A 15094-nucleotide genomic window follows, 5' to 3' on the forward strand; every position below is an offset into this window, starting at 1 on the left:
TTGAGGAAGGTGCGCACGCCATGGCGCCGACGACGAGGCAAACCGAGGACGGCAGCGGTCTGATGGAGATGTCCTGGGATCCGATCACCCGGATCGTGGGCAGTCTCGGCATCCACACGAAGATCGACTTCAAGCAGAAGCGGGTGGCCGAGTGCTACAGCACATCGTCCGTCTTCCGCGGCTACAGCGTCTTCATGCGCGGCAAGGACCCGCGCGACGCGCACTTCATCACCAGCCGCATCTGCGGTATCTGCGGTGACAACCACGCGACGTGCTCGGTGTACGCGCAGAACATGGCGTACGGCGTGAAGCCGCCGCACCTCGGCGAGTGGATCATCAACCTCGGCGAGGCCGCGGAGTTCATGTTCGACCACAACATCTTCCAGGAGAACCTGGTCGGAGTGGACTACTGCGAGAAGATGGTCCGCGAGACCAACCCCGGCGTGCTGGAGCTGGCCGAACGCACCGCGGCGCCGCACGCGGGCGACCACGGCTACCGCACCATCGCCGACATCATGCGCTCGCTCAACCCGCTGGAGGGCGAGTTCTACCGGGAGGCGCTCCAGGTCAGCCGCAGCACCCGGGAGATGTTCTGCCTGATGGAGGGGCGCCACGTGCACCCCTCCACGCTCTACCCGGGCGGGGTCGGGACCGTGGCCAGCGTCCAGCTCTTCACGGACTATCTGACGCGGCTCATGCGCTACGTCGAGTTCATGAAGCGCGTCGTGCCGCTCCACGACGACCTGTTCGACTTCTTCTACGAGGCGCAGCCCGGGTACGAGGAGGTCGGCAGGCGCCGCATCCTGCTCGGCTGCTGGGGCGCGCTCAACGACCCGGAGTACTGCGACTTCACGTACCGGAACATGTCGGAGTGGGGCCGGCGGATGTTCGTCACGCCCGGCATCGTCGTCGACGGCAAACTGATCACCAACGATCTCGTCGACATCAACCTCGGCATCCGGATCCTGCTCGGCAGCTCGTACTACGACGACTGGGCGGGCCAGGAGATGTTCGTCGAGCGTGACCCGCTGGGCAATCCGATCGACCCGCGCCACCCGTGGAACCAGCACACCATCCCCGCCCCGCAGAAGCGCGACTTCGCGGACAAGTACAGCTGGGTGATGTCCCCGCGCTGGTTCGACGGTACGGACCACCTGGCGCTGGACACCGGCGGCGGCCCGCTCGCCCGGCTGTGGTCCACCGCCCTGTCCGGGCTGGTCGACATCGGCTATGTGCAGGCCACCGGGCACAGCGTCAAGATCAATCTCCCGCGCACCATGACCAAGCCGGAGGCCACCTTCGAGTGGCGGATCCCGCGGTGGAGCAACACCCTGGAGCGCAATCGCGCACGCACCTACTTCCAGGCGTATGTGGCCGCCGCCGCCCTGCACTTCGCGGAGCGCGCGATGGAGGAGATCCGCTCCGGGAACACCAGGACCTGGGAGAGCTTCGAGGTGCCCGACGAGGGTCTCGGGGTCGGCTTCACCGAGGCGGTGCGGGGCGTGCTGTCCCACCACATGGTGATCAGGGACGGCAAGATCGCCAACTACCATCCGTACCCGCCCACTCCGTGGAACGCGAGCGTGCGCGACTCCTACGGCACGCCGGGGCCGTACGAGGACGCGGTGCAGAACACGCCGATCTTCGAGGAGAACTCCCCGGACGACTTCAAGGGCATCGACATCATGCGCACGGTGCGCAGCTTCGACCCGTGTCTGCCCTGCGGCGTCCACATGTACGTCGGCGGCGGCCGGACCGTCCAGGAGACCCATCTGCCCACCGGGCTCAGCGGACTGGCGGGCTGAGCCGCGGCGACGTCCGCGAAGGTCCCACCGAGGAGAGGGACGGCCGGCGTGCCCGGGCCGTCCCCACGGAGGAAGGGCATCCCGACATGGCGGCAACGGCCACGGAGCGACAGACCGGTGAGCACATCGCCGCGCTCCTCGACGAACTCGGCAGATCGATGGGACCGGCGGGACGCGATCTCGCGGACGAACTCGTGCGCGGCATCGTCGAGTTCTACGGGGCCGGGCTGGCCCGTGTTGTCGAGCTGCTGGACGGCGCGCCGGAGGGCAGCGACCCGCTGGAGCTGCTCGGCGCCGATGAACTCGTCGGCGGGCTGCTGGTGCTGCACGATCTCCATCCCGAGGACACCATGACCCGGGTGGGCCGGGCACTGGACGAGGTCCGGCCCTATCTGGGGTCGCACGCGGGCGATGTGGAGGCCGCCGGAGTCGAGCCCGACGGCGCCGACGGGTGGATCCTGCGGCTGCGGCTGCGCGGTAGCTGCGACGGCTGTCCTTCCTCCGCGCAGACCGTGCGGTGGACGATCGAAGAGGCGGTGGCGCGACGCGCTCCCGAGATCTCGCGTGTGGAGGTCGAGGGCGTGGCGGAGGAGAAACCGCAGCCGAAGCTGCTGCAGATCATGTCCCGGCCGCCGGACGACGCCCCGGGTCCGCGGGCCCCGGCACCGGCCGCCGTCCCGTCCGGGGACGCTCCGGCCGAGTGGCATCCGCTGCCGGCGCTCCCCTCCCTGGCCGACGGCGAGAGCACGGTGTACGAGGTGGCGGGCGCGCCCCTGGTGCTGGTCCGCCTGCCCGGCAATCTCTACGCGTACCACGACCACTGCCCGGCCTGCGCGGGGCGGATGGGCGCGGCGGCGGTGGACGGCGGCCGGCTGCGCTGCCCGTCCTGTGCGGCGGAGTACGACATCCGAGGGGCCGGGCGGGGTGACCGGGGGCGTCTGACGCCCGTACCTCTGCTGGAGGAGAACGGCTCCGTACGGGTGGCGCTGCCGGGCGTCCTGCTGGCGGCGCGGCCGTGAACGCCGGCCCCGCCCGGGTCCCGGGCGCCTCCGCCCCGCTGCCGGGGCTGCGCGGATTCACCCGCCGTCCGCCGCCCGCGCGGGAACGGTGTGAGCTGTGCGCCGAGCCGCTGGCCGGAGAACACCGGCATCTCGTGGACACCGGGAAGCGGTCGCTGATGTGCGCGTGCACCGGCTGCTATCTGCTCTTCACCCGTCCCGGCGCGGACTCCGGCCGCTTCCGCGCGGTGCCCGACCGGTATCTGGCGGATCCCGGCTTCACGCTGGGCGAGGAGAGCTGGAACCGGCTCCAGATCCCCGTCGGGCTCGCGTTCTTCTTCCGCAACTCCGAACTGGACCGGCTGGCCGCGTTCTACCCCAGCCCGGCGGGGGCCACCGAGAGCGAGCTCGATCCGGAGACCTGGCGCGACGTACTCGGCCCCAGCCGGCTGGCCGGTCTGCTGCGCCCCGACACCGAGGCGCTGCTGGTGCGGCGGGAACGCGGCGAAGGATCCGGCGGCGGGACCGGCCCCGGTGAGTGCTATCTGGTGCCGGTGGACGCCTGTTACGAACTGGTGGGCCGGATGCGGCTGCACTGGCAGGGATTCGACGGCGGCGCGGAGGCCCGCGCCGATCTGACGGAGTTCTTCGCGCGGGTCCGGGCGGCGGCCCGGCCGCCGGCGGACGAGGACCTCGCGGAGGCCGCCGACGCCCGGGGCGCGGATCGGGGCACGGACCGGGACTCCGGGCGGTCCGGGAACAGCGGCGGAACGGAGGGGTCATGACCGATCTGACGTTCTCCTGCGCCGCCGTACGGCCGGAGCCGTACGGCGCGGGCCCGACGCTGCTGTTCCGGCTGCGGATCGAGGCGGCCGACGGCGCCCGGATCCACGCGGTCGCGCTGCGCTGCCAGATCCGGATCGAGCCTGTCCAGCGCCGCTACGCACCGGCCGAGGTGGAGATGCTCGGTGACCTCTTCGGCGAGCCCGACCGCTGGAGCACCACCCTCAAGCCCCTGCAGTTCGCCCATGCTTCGGTGACCCTGCCCGGTTTCACCGGGTCGACGGAGATCGAGCTGCCGGTGACCTGCACGTACGACACGGAGGTGGCCTCGGCCACGTACTTCCGCGCGCTCGCCGACGGCGAGGTCCCACTGCTCATGCTGTTCTCCGGCACCGTCTTCTCCGGCGACCGCGGCTTTGTGGCGGAGCCGGTCCCCTGGCACAAGGAGACCGCCTTCCGGATGCCGGTCAAGATCTGGCAGGACATGATCGATCAGTACTTTCCCGGCACCGGCTGGCTCCGGATCAGTGACGACTGCCTGGACTCCCTGCGCCGTTACCGCTCGGAGCGGGCCCTGCCGTCCTGGGAACGGACCTTCGAGGAACTGCTGCGTACCGCCGGGCCCGCTCAGGACGGCGCCCGCCGTCCCGCCGCCCCGGCCGGCGGCCGGGACCCGGGCGGACACCCCGGCCGGGGAGGGCAGCGATGAACGAGGACTCCATGGACCGCGTGACCGCGGGCTTCAACGAGGCCCGCCGGGTCGCCGACGCCCTGCTGTTCGAGGGCTATGTGCTGTATCCCTACCGTGCCTCCGCGCGGAAGAACCAACTGCGCTGGCAGTTCGGGGTGTTGGTGCCACCCGCCTGGCAGGAGGCGCACGGCGAGCACGCCGGGCAGCGTACGGAGTGTCTGCTGGAACCTCGCCGCGCCGACCTGATCATGGCCGAACTGCGTTTTCTTCAGGTGCGCCGCCGGACGGTCGAGTGCCCCTCCCCGGACGGTGAGGGCTGGACGCAGGTGCCGGAACTCGACCTCGCGGACCGGGTGCTGGTCCCCTGGGACGAGGGCGAGGAGGAGCGGATCGAGTTCCAGGTGCCGCTCCGCCGGCTCGCCGGCGAAGGGCACACCCTGCGGTTCGACCGTCCGGGCGGAGTCGGGCGCGAGCCGGTGCACGACGACGCGGGCCGCCTGGTGGGGCGTCTGGTGCGGCGCAGCCGGCCGCTGGCGGGTGAGATCCTGCTGGCCACCGAGCCGCTGCCCGGCCCGTTCGGGGCACTGCGGCTGACCGCGACGGTGCGGAATGTGTCGGGCTGGGCGCCGGACCGGCGGGAGAGCGGCGACCGTGAAGCCGCCCTGCCGCACAGCCTGATCGGGGCGCATCTGCTGCTCGGGCTGCCCGGTGGCCGGTTCCTGTCGATGACGGACCCGCCGGAGTGGGCGAAACCCGCCGCGCGCCTCTGCCGCAACGAGCACACCTGGCCGGTGCTGGCCTGTGGCGAGGGCCGCGAGGACGTACTGCTGTCGTCGCCGATCATTCTCGACGACCATCCGGCGGTCGCCGCCGAGAGCCCCGGCCCGCTCTACGACGCCACCGAGATCGACGAGATCCTGTCGCTGCGGACGGCCGCGCTCACCGAGCGGGAGAAACGTGAGGCGCGTGGTACGGACGCCCGCGCCGCCGAGGTGATCGATCTGGTGGACGGGATGCCGGCCGAGGTCATGGAGCGCCTGCACGGAGCCATTCGCGGTCTGCGCGAGGTGACGGGCGAGAGCACCCGGCGGCCGGGCCCTGACCCGGCGGCCGTGACACCGTCCGCCGGTCTCACGCTGCCGACCGGCCCCGGGCTGCCGTGGTGGGACCCGGCCCAGGACGGCGTCGACGGTCCCGGCGAGGACACCGTGACCGTCGACGGGCAGCGGCTCGGGGTGGGCAGCAGGGTTGTACTGCGGCCGGGACCGCGCAGGTCCGACGCCCAGGACATCTTTCTGGCGGGGTGTGGGGCCACGGTCGAGGCGGTGCTCCAGGACTTCGACGGCGAGACCCATATCGCGGTGACCGTCGACGGTGACCCCGGCATCGATGTGCGGCGCCAGCAGGGCCGGTTCCTCTACTTCCGTCCCGACGAGGTCGAACCCGCGGAGATCTCCGCGCACGATCCGGGGGCGCGCGATCCGGGGGCGCGCGATCCGGAAGGAAGGAGCTGACATGGCCGCCGTACCCCTGCCCGGGACCGCGCCCGGCCGGACCCTGATCGCGGGCATCGGCAATATCTTCCTCGGCGACGACGGATTCGGGGTGGAGGCCGTGCGGCTGCTGACCGGACGGCCACTGCCGTCCGGCGTGGACCTGATGGACGCGGGCATCCGGGGGGTCCATCTCGCCTACCGGCTCCTCGACGGCTACCGCAGGCTCGTCCTGGTCGACACCGTCGACCGCGGCGTTCCGCCGGGCACGATCTGCCTGATCGACGTCGATCCCGTCCAGCGGGGACCGGCGTCGACCGCCCGGCTGGACGGGCACGGCATGGATCCGGCGGCGATGCTGTGCCTCGTCCGGGAGTTGCACGCCCAGGCCGGCGGCACGCTCCCGGAACAGGTCCTGGTCGTCGGCTGCCAGCCGCTCACCGCGGAGGAGGGCATCGGGCTGAGCGAGCCGGTGGCCGCCGCCGTCGGACCGGCGGTGGACCTGGTCCTCGATCTGGTACGGCGTCCGCCGGGCACGCTCCCCACGGACGGGGGCGCGCCCGCGCGGGCCGGAGACGAAGGAGATGAGCTGAATGAACTGGATGAAGACGGCACATCCCGCCAAGGAGCCGGACCTGACGTGGCTGTGGGTCTGCGCCGGAGTGGCCGCGGCCGGGATGGCGTACGGAACGGCGAAATCCGTCCCGGATCTGCGCCGCTATCTGCGGATGCGCCGGATGTGACGGTGGAGCCCGGTGACGGGGCCCGGCGGACCGGCCGATGACCTCGGCCCTCCGGCGTACGCGGGTGGCGCCGGCCGGCCCCTGGACCGGACGGCTCGCCGAGCGCGCCCTGTCAGCCCGTGGCCGGCGGATGCCCGGACAGGGGCCGCGGTACCTCACGGGAGTGCGTCCCGGTGAGCTGGATATAGCGCTCCAGGAAGAGATGGAGGGTGCTGTGCAGCTCACCCAGCCGGACGAACGACAGCGCGAGGCTCATGGAGCCGGCCGGGGTGATCCGGTACTCGCGGCGAGCCGGCCCGGAGGCCGAGGCGCGCCACTGGGAGGCGATCTGACCGCATTTCTCCATGCCGCGCAGCAGCCGGTACACATGCGCGGACTCCGCCTCGGCCCAGCCGAAGGCCCCCAGGCGCTGGGTCAGTTCGTAGCCGTGGCCGGGGCGCTCGGCGAGCAGCAGCAGGATGACGGGGGTCAGCAGCGCGCGTCGTTCGCTGTCGTGCGTCGTCATGGCTGCGCTCTCCTGACGTGGCCGTGCGACCGGGCCGTTCATCCGTCCCACGCTCCACGCTAACCACCCCCGACCGGGCGGGCCAGCCGTCGGGCGCCGTCCGCGCCGGACACGGCCGGCGCCGCGTACCCACCGCAGCGAGGTGAGATCCATGCACGAACTGTCCATCGCCACGGCCGTGGTGACCCAGGTGGAGGAGGCCGTCCGGGCCCAGGGCGGCGGTCGGGTCGTGTCCGTGCGGCTGAGGATCGGCGAACTCGCCGGTGTGGTGCCGGAGGCGCTGCGCTTCTCCTTCGGTCTGGCGAGCGAGGGCACCGTCCTCGCCGGTGCCCGCCTGGACATCGACACCGTCCCCGGGCGGGCCCGCTGCACCGGCTGCGGCCGGGAGAGTGATGTCGGCATGCCGCCACTCCTGTGGTGCGACGGCTGCGCACGGCCGCTGGAGGAACTGCTGTCGGGGCGGGAACTGGAGATCGCCGGGGTCGTCCTGCACGGTCCCTCGGATGCGCCTCACGCGGTCAACGGAGACGATCGGGATACGCCCGAGGAGGCAACTCATGTGCCGAGTCGTTGATCTGCACCAGGCGGTACTGGCCAAGAACGACGCGAGTGCCCTGGAACTGCGCGAGTCTCTCGCCGCCCAGGGCACAGCGGAGGTGAATCTGCTGTCCAGTCCGGGCAGCGGCAAGACGGCCCTGCTGGAGCTGCTGCTCGCCGCGGCGGTCACGGCCGGTGTCCCGGTGGCGGCGGTGACCGCCGACCTGGCCACCGAGAACGACGCGCGGCGCCTGGCGCGCGCCGGAGCGCCCGTCAAGCAGGTGCTCACCGACGGGCTCTGCCATCTGGAGGCCGGGATGCTCAGCGGCCATCTGGAGGGCTGGCTCCCGGCGGACACCCAGGTGCTCTTCGTGGAGAACGTCGGCAATCTGGTCTGTCCCGCCTCCTACGACCTCGGGGAGAGCCTGCGGATCGTGCTGTGCTCGGTGACCGAGGGCGAGGACAAGCCGCTGAAGTACCCGACGGCGTTCGGTTCCGCCCAGCTCGTGGTGGTCACCAAGACCGATATCGCCGAGGCGGTCGACTTCGACGGAGCGGCGTTCCGCCGCCATGTGCGTCAGGTGAATCCGGGGGTCCCGGTGGTGGAGACCTCCGCGCGCACCGGTGCCGGCGTCGGTGAACTGCTGGCCCTCGTCCTCGGATGCGCCGACGGTGTTCCCGTCCACCAGCCGGTGCTGGCCGCTCAGCACGGGTGGTCCGCGCACCACCGGCACGGTGACGACGACGGCCAGGGGTCCGAAGGTCCCGGCGGTCACGAGCACCCCGCCGCCGCCGAGCGGGGAGCGCCCGAGGCACGATGAGCCGACCTGTCGCGGCGCCCGCGTCCCGCCCCGCTCCCGCCGCCCGCCCCGCTTCGTCCGGGGCCGGGTGCGAACGCCGTCGCGTCGAGGTGCGCGGCGTGGTCCAGGGCGTCGGCTTCCGTCCGTTCGTGTACGCGCTCGCCGGCGAACTCGGCCTGACGGGCTGGGTCACCAACAATGCCGACGGTGTGGAGACGGAGGTGGAGGGACCCGGGCGGCAGGTGGCGGCGTTCTGCGCACGGGTGGCCACCGACGCGCCGCCGCTCGCCGTGGTGGAATCCGTACGGCACCGGACCGTCCCGGCCACCGGGGGCAGCGGATTCACCATCCGGCCGTCCGCCGGGGGCCCCGGGCGGACCCTGGTCGCTGCCGACACGGCGACCTGCGACGCCTGTCTGAGCGAGCTGGCCGACCCCGCGGACCGGCGCCACCGGCATCCCTTCATCACCTGCACCCACTGCGGCCCCCGGTTCACCGTGGTCACGGGACTGCCGTACGACCGGGCGCTGACCACCATGGCCGGGTTCCCGCTCTGCGCCGACTGCGCCCGGGAGTACGGGGATCCGGCCGACCGGCGCTTCCACGCCCAGCCGATCGCCTGCCATGCCTGTGGTCCCCGGCTGAGCCTGGTCACGGGCCCGCCGGGACCCGCTCGCGCCCGGCGGACGGGCGAGGACGCGCTGGCCGAGGCCCGCCGGCTGCTCGCCGCCGGCGCGGTGGTCGCCGTCAAGGGACTGGGCGGCTACCACCTCGCCTGCGACGCCTCCGATCCCACCGCCGTGCGGACCCTGCGCGCGCGCAAGAACCGGGGCGCGAAACCGTTCGCCGTGATGGCGGGCTCGCCGGAGACGGTGGAACGCCTCGTCCACACGGACGCCGAGGAGCGCGATCTGCTGCTCGGCCGGCGCCGGCCGGTCGTCCTGCTCCGGCGCCGCGACGGCGGTGAGCGGTTTGTCTCGGACGGCGTGGCGCCCGGCAGTCCCGACCTCGGCGTCGTGCTGCCGTACACCCCGCTGCATCACCTGCTGCTGGGTCTGCCCGGCGATCCGGCCGGTCCGCCCGTCCTCGTGATGACCAGTGGCAATCGCGCGGGAGAGCCCATCGTCACCGACGACGAGGAGGCTCTGAGCAGGCTCGCGGGTCTCGCGGACGCGTGGCTGGCGCACGACCGGCCGGTGCGGGTGCCGTGCGACGACTCCGTGGTCCGGATCTGCGCCGGTCTGGAGCTTCCCGTGCGCCGCTCGCGCGGTTACGCCCCGCTGCCGGTCGCGCTGCCGCTGCCGGTGGAGCCGGCGCTCGCCGTCGGCGGGGATCTGAAGAACACCTTCTGCCTCGCAGAGGGCCGCTACGCGTGGCTGTCCGCGCATATCGGTGACATGGACGACCTGGCGACGCTCACCGCCTTCGAGGCGGCCGTCGGCCACCTCTCGGAGCTGACCTCCGTCACTCCCCGGCTGCTGGTCGCGGACCGGCATCCCGGCTACCGCTCCGGCCAGTGGGCCGAACGCCACGCGGAGGGCCGGCCGGTGCGCCGCGTACAGCACCATCACGCGCATGTCGCTGCCGCGATGGCCGAGCACGGTCTGGACGGCTCGGCGCCGGTGATCGGTGTGGCCTTCGACGGCACGGGCTACGGGGACGACGGCGCGGTGTGGGGCGGCGAGGTGCTGCTCGCGGACTATGACGGCTTCCGCAGGTTCGCCCACCTCGCTTACGTGCCGCTGCCCGGTGGTGACGCCGCCGTGCGCAATCCGTGTCGGATGGCGCTGTCGCATCTGCGGGCGGCCGGTCTGCCCTGGTCCCGGGACCTGCCGTGCGTCGCCGCGTGCGAGCCCGGCGAACTGCGGCTGCTGGAGCGGCAGCTCGACCGGGGCGTGAACTGTGTGCCCACATCCAGCATGGGACGGCTGTTCGACGCCGTCGCGTCGCTCGCCGGGGTGTGTCATCGCGTCGATTACGAGGCGCGGGCGGCGTCCGAGCTGGAGAACGCGGCGACGGCGGCGGGGAGGAAACGGCCCGGCGAGCTTTGGGAGGGGTACCGCTTCGCCCTGGTGCCCGCCGGATCCGCCGGAGACGCCTCGGGCAACGACGGCGCTCCGGACCGCCCCGCCGCGGACGGTGGCCCAGGGGTCGCTCTGGTGGCCGACCCGGCCCCGGTACTGGCGGCCGTCGTCGACGACCTGCGGGCCGGCGTAGACGCCTCGACGGTGGCCGCCCGCTTCCACGGCGCGGTCGTCGGGCTGGTGCACGACATGTGCCGGGCGGCCCGCGACCGTACGGGGCTCGGCACGGTCGCTCTGACCGGCGGGGTGTTCTGCAACGCGCTGCTGACCACCGGTTGTGCGGCGCGGCTCGCGGACGACGGATTCACCGTGCTGCGGCATCACAGGGTGCCGCCCAACGACGGCGGGCTGGCCCTGGGGCAGTTGATGATCGGGGCCCGGGCGGTGCCCGGAGCCGGGCCGGCGGCCGGCCGATGACACGCGGGACGACCAGCTCGATCGAGGAGGAGCCATGTGCCTTGCTGTGCCCGGCAGAGTGCTGGACATCGAGGAGCGCGACGGGACCCGGATGGCACACGTCGACTTCGGCGGCGTCGTCAAGGACGTCTGTCTGGAGTACGTGCCTGAGATGGAGGTCGGGGACTACGCGATCGTGCATGTCGGCTTCGCGCTGCAGCGCCTGGACGAGGAGTCCGCGAAGCAGACGCTGGAACTGTTCGAGAATCTGGGCGTCCTGGAGGAGGAGTTCGGGGACGCCTGGGGCCGGGCCGCGAAGGAGGCGGGCGCCGACCGTCCCGACGGCACCGGTCCCGGTGCCGAGCCGGTGGCCGGTCCCCCGCCGGCCGCGTCGCCCGGCGCCGAAGCCACAAAGACCGGCACCGGGAAGAAGCCCGGCACTCCGAAGGAGGCCCAACGATGAAGTATCTCGACGAATTCAGCGATCCCGCCCTGGCCGCCCGGCTGCTCGACGACATCCGGACGACGGTCACCCGTCCCTGGGCGCTGATGGAGGTCTGCGGCGGGCAGACCCACTCGATCATCCGCCATGGCATCGACCAACTGCTCCCGGAGGCCGTCGAACTCATCCACGGCCCCGGCTGCCCGGTCTGTGTGACGCCGCTGGAGACCATCGACAAGGCGCTGGAGATCGCGTCCCGCCCGGACGTGATCTTCTGTTCGTTCGGTGACATGCTCCGGGTGCCGGGCAGCGGCCGGGATCTGTTCAAGGTCAAGAGCGACGGCGCGGATGTACGGGTGGTCTACTCGCCGCTCGACGCGCTCAAGATCGCGCGGGAGAATCCGGACCGTCATGTGGTGTTCTTCGGCATCGGATTCGAGACGACGGCTCCGCCGAACGCCATGACCGTGTACCAGGCCAGGAAGCTCGGCATCGAGAACTTCAGCCTGCTGGTGTCGCACGTACGCGTACCACCGGCGATCGACGCCATCATGAACTCGCCCGACTGCCGGGTCCAGGCGTTCCTCGCGGCCGGCCATGTCTGCACCGTGATGGGCATCAGCGAGTATCCCGAACTCGCCGAACGCCACCGGGTCCCCATCGTGGTCACCGGCTTCGAACCCCTGGACATCCTGGAGGGGATCCGCCGCGCCGTGCGTCAACTGGAGGCCGGTGAGTACATCGTGGAGAACGCCTACCCGAGGGCGGTCCAGGCGGAGGGCAGCCCGGCCGCGATGGCCATGCTGGACGACGTCTTCGAGGTCACCGACCGCGCCTGGCGCGGAATCGGCATGATCCCGGCGAGCGGCTGGCGGCTCTCCCCCGCGTACCGGCAGTACGACGCCGAGTACCGCTTCTCGGTGACCGGCATCCGTACGGAGGAGTCCACGGTCTGCCGCAGCGGCGAGGTGCTGCAGGGGCTGATCAAGCCGCACGAGTGCGAGGCGTTCGGTACGGCCTGCACACCGCGCAATCCGCTCGGCGCCACCATGGTGTCGAGCGAGGGTGCCTGCGCCGCGTACTACCTGTACCGCAGGCTGGCCGCACCGGAGCCGGCCGGCCCCGCCGGCGGCCGGGAGGAGGTGACCTCCGTTGGCTGAGCCGACCGGCATCCGGGTCGCGGACGGCGACCCGCGGGATCCGGGGCCCGCCGCGCCGGACTTCTCCGGGTGGACCTGCCCCGCCCCGCTCCGTGACCATCTGAAGGTCGTCATGGGCCACGGCGGCGGCGGTCAGCTCTCCGCCGAACTCGTCGAGCATCTCTTCGCCCCGGCCTTCGGCGGCGAGATCCTCGCGGAACTCGGCGACTCCGCGACGGTCACCCTCGGCGGGACGAGGCTGGCCTTCTCCACCGACTCGTACGTCGTGCGTCCGCTGTTCTTTCCCGGCGGCAGCATCGGCGATCTCGCGGTCAACGGAACGGTCAACGACCTGGCGATGGCGGGTGCCCGCCCCGCCTATCTGTCCTGCGGTTTCATTCTGGAGGAGGGCGTCGAGATCGCCACGGTCGGACGGGTGGCACAAGCCCTCGGCGCCGCCGCGAGAGCGGCGGACGTGATCGTCGCGACCGGCGACACCAAGGTCGTGGACGCCGGCCACGGCGACGGCATCTTCATCAACACGGCCGGCATCGGGCTGATCCCCAAGGGTGTCGACATCCGGCCGCGCCGCGCCGTGCCGGGCGACGTGGTCATCGTGAGCGGTCCGATCGGCGAGCACGGCGTGGCCATCATGAGTGTCCGCGAGGGCCTGGAGTTCGGCGTCGAGATCGTCAGCGACACCGCGCCGCTGGCCTCGCTCGTCCAGACGATGCTGGCCGCCTGCGCCGACCTGCATGTGCTGCGGGATCCGACCCGCGGCGGCCTGGCGACCTCGCTCAACGAGATCGCGTCGGCGGCCCGGGTCGGCATCGCCCTGCGGGAGCGGGCGCTGCCGGTGCCGGAAGCGGTCGCCAACGCGTGCGCCTTCCTCGGTCTCGATCCGCTGTATGTGGCCAACGAGGGCAAGCTGGTGGCGTTCGTGCCTCCGGCGCACGCCGACGCGGTGCTGGCGGCGATGCGCGCGCACCCACGCGGCGCCGGGGCGGTGGCGATCGGCACCTGTACGGCGGACCATCCGGGCATGGTGGTGGCGAGTACGGCGCTGGGCGGCACCCGCGTGGTGGACGTCCCGCTGGGTGAGCAACTGCCGCGTATCTGCTGATCGGGGCGCCGGGGGTTGTTGGTGCGGCCGGCCGTCGTGCTCCACCACCGTCTCGGCCTCTCTCCTTGACGAAGATCGCCAAAACCGCCGGCCGCGACATCGGCAACCCCCGTTACCCACTGAATTCCTGGTCCAGCGCCTAACAGGCCGTCAACAACACACATCAGCCGCGAGAGGGCGTGATGTCAGTGGTCCCACGTACGGTCTGCCCATGGATGATCAGTGGTCGCCTCTTTCTCCGATGACCGACACGACCTGGAAGCCCGTTCCGCGGTTCCTGGGAGCCGGCAACGCGGGTGTACGTGTCTCGTTCGTCGGAGATCGGGCATGAGCGAAATGCCAACGCACGAGGCAGAGGAAGTAAGACAGGCGTGGGGCCGGGTCACCAGATGGCTCGAACAGCATGACCCCAGCGTTTTCGCCGGTCTTGGCGGCCCGGGCCGCCCGGCAGCCATCAGTGATGCTGAAGAGCGCATGGGCCTGAAACTGCCGAGGGAGATGTGGCAGTGGCTTCTGGCAAACGACATCGGTGGTGGGCGGCGACCTGCCGTCGGCTCGTGCCTGGTGGCGCTGGGGTGCGGGGGAGTCATATCCAGCGGCGGTCTCCTTCTGGGGCTGCTGGACATCGAGCGTGTCTACCTCCACAAGATGGGGATGGAGGAGATGGAACCGTCCGGTGACCCTGACTATCCGTCCTGGCGCCGAGAGTGGGTACCGATCGCCGCGGAGAGCGATGGCTTCTACGGCAGGTTCCTGAACACGCGCACCGGCAGCATCGGATCTTGGGGCGAGGGCTCTGCCCCTGAAGAAGGAACGTTCGCCTCGCTGTCCGCCTTCTTCCAGAATGCGGCGAATCACCTGGAAGGTGTTTCCTCGGGCAACGCGAGGGAGAATGCTGTGGGCCCTCTGCGCGATCGCGGCCCGGAGGGCGAGGCGATACGCCTCTGGGCCCGCGCGAACGGCTACCTCGTCAATGACAGGGGCCGCGTTCCCGCCTCCATCCGCGAGGCGTACAAGGCATCGCTGTGAGCGTCGTGTGACCGGCTCCCTGCTGGTCGGCTGCCGGCGCTGTCAGTCCGCGCCGTTCTCGTCATCAAGCACGGTGGCGTCCGGGTCGCGCAGAGGGCGTAGGGCGTCGGCGGCAGGGGGAGGCTCTGAAGCCGTCGCGTCCGAGCACATTGAGATTGCGGTGCTTGAGCGGGGAGAGTCGGGCGATGCCCTCGTCGCGGCTCTCGTGGCCCTCAGCCCTGAGCTGTGCGACGGCCGCGTCGATGTACTTTGCCGTCCAGGGCACGATGGCGTTGAGGATCAGGCCGCGCCGGTCGCCAAGGTCGTCGGGGCGATCTTCGCGTCATGCTGGGTGGTCTCTGGCGAGCCGTGGCCAAGCCAGGCTTGCAGCTCACACCGGCCAGTCCGCGAGCATGGGCCCGACGGACTCCGGCGGCCTGCCCTTCCCGCGCGACGTCCCGACCGGTGACCCCGCCGCCGTCCGGCTGAGTGAGGGCCGGGCGGCAGCGGGGCGGTTCTCCTCCGACGGTGGCAGGCGGGAACGCAT

14 protein-coding genes and 2 pseudogenes are annotated in these 15094 nt (G+C 71.7%); 14 read left to right on the forward strand and 2 right to left on the reverse strand.

Annotated elements, in window-relative coordinates; translation table 11 throughout:
• Positions 1 to 20 precede the first annotated feature (20 nt).
• The 6 genes from ABZ707_RS18225 (at position 21) to ABZ707_RS18250 (ending at position 6554) form a co-directional block, all read left to right on the forward strand.
• The gene (locus tag ABZ707_RS18225; protein ID WP_360175324.1) at positions 21 to 1805 is read left to right on the forward strand and encodes a nickel-dependent hydrogenase large subunit; all 1785 of its coding nucleotides are present in this window, start codon (positions 21 to 23) and stop codon (positions 1803 to 1805) included.
• A gap of 86 nt (positions 1806 to 1891) precedes the next feature.
• Positions 1892 to 2824: a NifU family protein gene (locus ABZ707_RS18230; RefSeq protein ID WP_360175327.1), complete on the forward strand. Its 933-nt coding sequence runs from the start codon at positions 1892 to 1894 to the stop codon at positions 2822 to 2824.
• A 38-nt stretch (positions 2825 to 2862) separates the two neighbouring features.
• On the forward strand, positions 2863 to 3588 hold the full coding sequence (locus ABZ707_RS18235) for a DUF5947 family protein (protein ID WP_360176001.1): 726 nt from the start codon (positions 2863 to 2865) through the stop codon (positions 3586 to 3588).
• Positions 3585 to 4295: a DUF6084 family protein gene (locus tag ABZ707_RS18240; protein ID WP_360175330.1), complete on the forward strand. Its 711-nt coding sequence runs from the start codon at positions 3585 to 3587 to the stop codon at positions 4293 to 4295. The genes ABZ707_RS18235 and ABZ707_RS18240 overlap by 4 nt, the downstream gene beginning before the upstream one ends.
• A complete protein-coding gene (locus tag ABZ707_RS18245) occupies positions 4292 to 5791 on the forward strand; it encodes a hypothetical protein (protein ID WP_360175333.1) in 1500 nt (499 codons plus the stop codon). The genes ABZ707_RS18240 and ABZ707_RS18245 overlap by 4 nt, the downstream gene beginning before the upstream one ends.
• Before the next feature lies 1 nt (position 5792).
• The gene (locus ABZ707_RS18250) at positions 5793 to 6554 is read left to right on the forward strand and encodes a hydrogenase maturation protease (protein ID WP_360175336.1); all 762 of its coding nucleotides are present in this window, start codon (positions 5793 to 5795) and stop codon (positions 6552 to 6554) included.
• Positions 6555 to 6625: 71 nt separating this feature from the next.
• Here the strand turns inward: ABZ707_RS18250 and ABZ707_RS18255 are convergent, their stop codons facing one another.
• The gene (locus ABZ707_RS18255; RefSeq protein WP_360175339.1) at positions 6626 to 7018 is read right to left on the reverse strand and encodes a helix-turn-helix transcriptional regulator; all 393 of its coding nucleotides are present in this window, start codon (positions 7016 to 7018) and stop codon (positions 6626 to 6628) included.
• Between the two features lie 151 nt (positions 7019 to 7169).
• Here ABZ707_RS18255 and ABZ707_RS18260 point away from each other — a divergent pair, with 151 nt between their 5' ends.
• The 8 genes and pseudogenes from ABZ707_RS18260 to ABZ707_RS18295 all read left to right on the forward strand — a co-directional run bounded on the left by ABZ707_RS18260 (position 7170) and on the right by ABZ707_RS18295 (position 14568).
• On the forward strand, positions 7170 to 7592 hold the full coding sequence (locus ABZ707_RS18260; protein ID WP_360175342.1) for a hydrogenase maturation nickel metallochaperone HypA: 423 nt from the start codon (positions 7170 to 7172) through the stop codon (positions 7590 to 7592).
• The gene (gene hypB, locus ABZ707_RS18265) at positions 7576 to 8376 is read left to right on the forward strand and encodes a hydrogenase nickel incorporation protein HypB (protein ID WP_360175345.1); all 801 of its coding nucleotides are present in this window, start codon (positions 7576 to 7578) and stop codon (positions 8374 to 8376) included. Before ABZ707_RS18260 ends, hypB begins: the two co-directional genes overlap by 17 nt.
• On the forward strand, positions 8373 to 10856 hold the full coding sequence (gene hypF / locus ABZ707_RS18270; RefSeq protein ID WP_360175348.1) for a carbamoyltransferase HypF: 2484 nt from the start codon (positions 8373 to 8375) through the stop codon (positions 10854 to 10856). Before hypB ends, hypF begins: the two co-directional genes overlap by 4 nt.
• Positions 10857 to 10890: 34 nt before the next feature.
• Positions 10891 to 11298, forward strand: a complete 408-nt coding sequence (gene hypC, locus ABZ707_RS18275; protein ID WP_360175350.1) for a HypC/HybG/HupF family hydrogenase formation chaperone — start codon at positions 10891 to 10893, stop codon at positions 11296 to 11298.
• On the forward strand, positions 11295 to 12437 hold the full coding sequence (gene hypD / locus ABZ707_RS18280) for a hydrogenase formation protein HypD (protein ID WP_360175353.1): 1143 nt from the start codon (positions 11295 to 11297) through the stop codon (positions 12435 to 12437). The genes hypC and hypD overlap by 4 nt, the downstream gene beginning before the upstream one ends.
• 10 nt (positions 12438 to 12447) lie before the next feature.
• Entirely contained in the window at positions 12448 to 13539 is a 1092-nt protein-coding gene (gene hypE, locus ABZ707_RS18285; RefSeq protein WP_360176004.1) for a hydrogenase expression/formation protein HypE, read from the forward strand.
• A 336-nt stretch (positions 13540 to 13875) separates the two neighbouring features.
• A pseudogene (locus ABZ707_RS18290) lies at positions 13876 to 14370 on the forward strand (SMI1/KNR4 family protein); the annotation flags it as partial.
• Positions 14371 to 14397: 27 nt separating this feature from the next.
• Positions 14398 to 14568, forward strand: a complete 171-nt coding sequence (locus ABZ707_RS18295; protein ID WP_360176007.1) for a histone-like nucleoid-structuring protein Lsr2 — start codon at positions 14398 to 14400, stop codon at positions 14566 to 14568.
• 42 nt (positions 14569 to 14610) lie between these two features.
• On the opposite strand, the pseudogene ABZ707_RS18300 reads toward ABZ707_RS18295, so the two are convergent.
• Positions 14611 to 14854 (reverse strand): annotated as a pseudogene (locus ABZ707_RS18300) (Tn3 family transposase); the annotation flags it as partial.
• Between the last annotated feature and the right edge of the window lie 240 nt (positions 14855 to 15094).

This window comes from Streptomyces sp. NPDC006923 (assembly GCF_040635655.1).
In the GTDB taxonomy this organism is placed as follows: Bacteria; Actinomycetota; Actinomycetes; order Streptomycetales; family Streptomycetaceae; genus Streptomyces.

Bases quoted from the DNA above. Each gene is read 5' to 3' on its own strand.
- ABZ707_RS18225 (WP_360175324.1), top strand. From the start codon at position 21: ATGGCGCCGACGACGAGGCAAACCGAGGACGGCAGCGGTCTGATGGAG.
- ABZ707_RS18230 (WP_360175327.1), top strand. From the start codon at position 1,892: ATGGCGGCAACGGCCACGGAGCGACAGACCGGTGAGCACATCGCCGCG.
- ABZ707_RS18240 (WP_360175330.1), top strand. From the start codon at position 3,585: ATGACCGATCTGACGTTCTCCTGCGCCGCCGTACGGCCGGAGCCGTAC.
- ABZ707_RS18245 (WP_360175333.1), top strand. From the start codon at position 4,292: ATGAACGAGGACTCCATGGACCGCGTGACCGCGGGCTTCAACGAGGCC.
- ABZ707_RS18250 (WP_360175336.1), top strand. From the start codon at position 5,793: ATGGCCGCCGTACCCCTGCCCGGGACCGCGCCCGGCCGGACCCTGATC.
- ABZ707_RS18255 (WP_360175339.1), bottom strand. From the start codon at position 7,018: ATGACGACGCACGACAGCGAACGACGCGCGCTGCTGACCCCCGTCATC.
- ABZ707_RS18260 (WP_360175342.1), top strand. From the start codon at position 7,170: ATGCACGAACTGTCCATCGCCACGGCCGTGGTGACCCAGGTGGAGGAG.
- hypB (WP_360175345.1), top strand. From the start codon at position 7,576: ATGTGCCGAGTCGTTGATCTGCACCAGGCGGTACTGGCCAAGAACGAC.
- hypF (WP_360175348.1), top strand. From the start codon at position 8,373: ATGAGCCGACCTGTCGCGGCGCCCGCGTCCCGCCCCGCTCCCGCCGCC.
- hypC (WP_360175350.1), top strand. From the start codon at position 10,891: ATGTGCCTTGCTGTGCCCGGCAGAGTGCTGGACATCGAGGAGCGCGAC.
- hypD (WP_360175353.1), top strand. From the start codon at position 11,295: ATGAAGTATCTCGACGAATTCAGCGATCCCGCCCTGGCCGCCCGGCTG.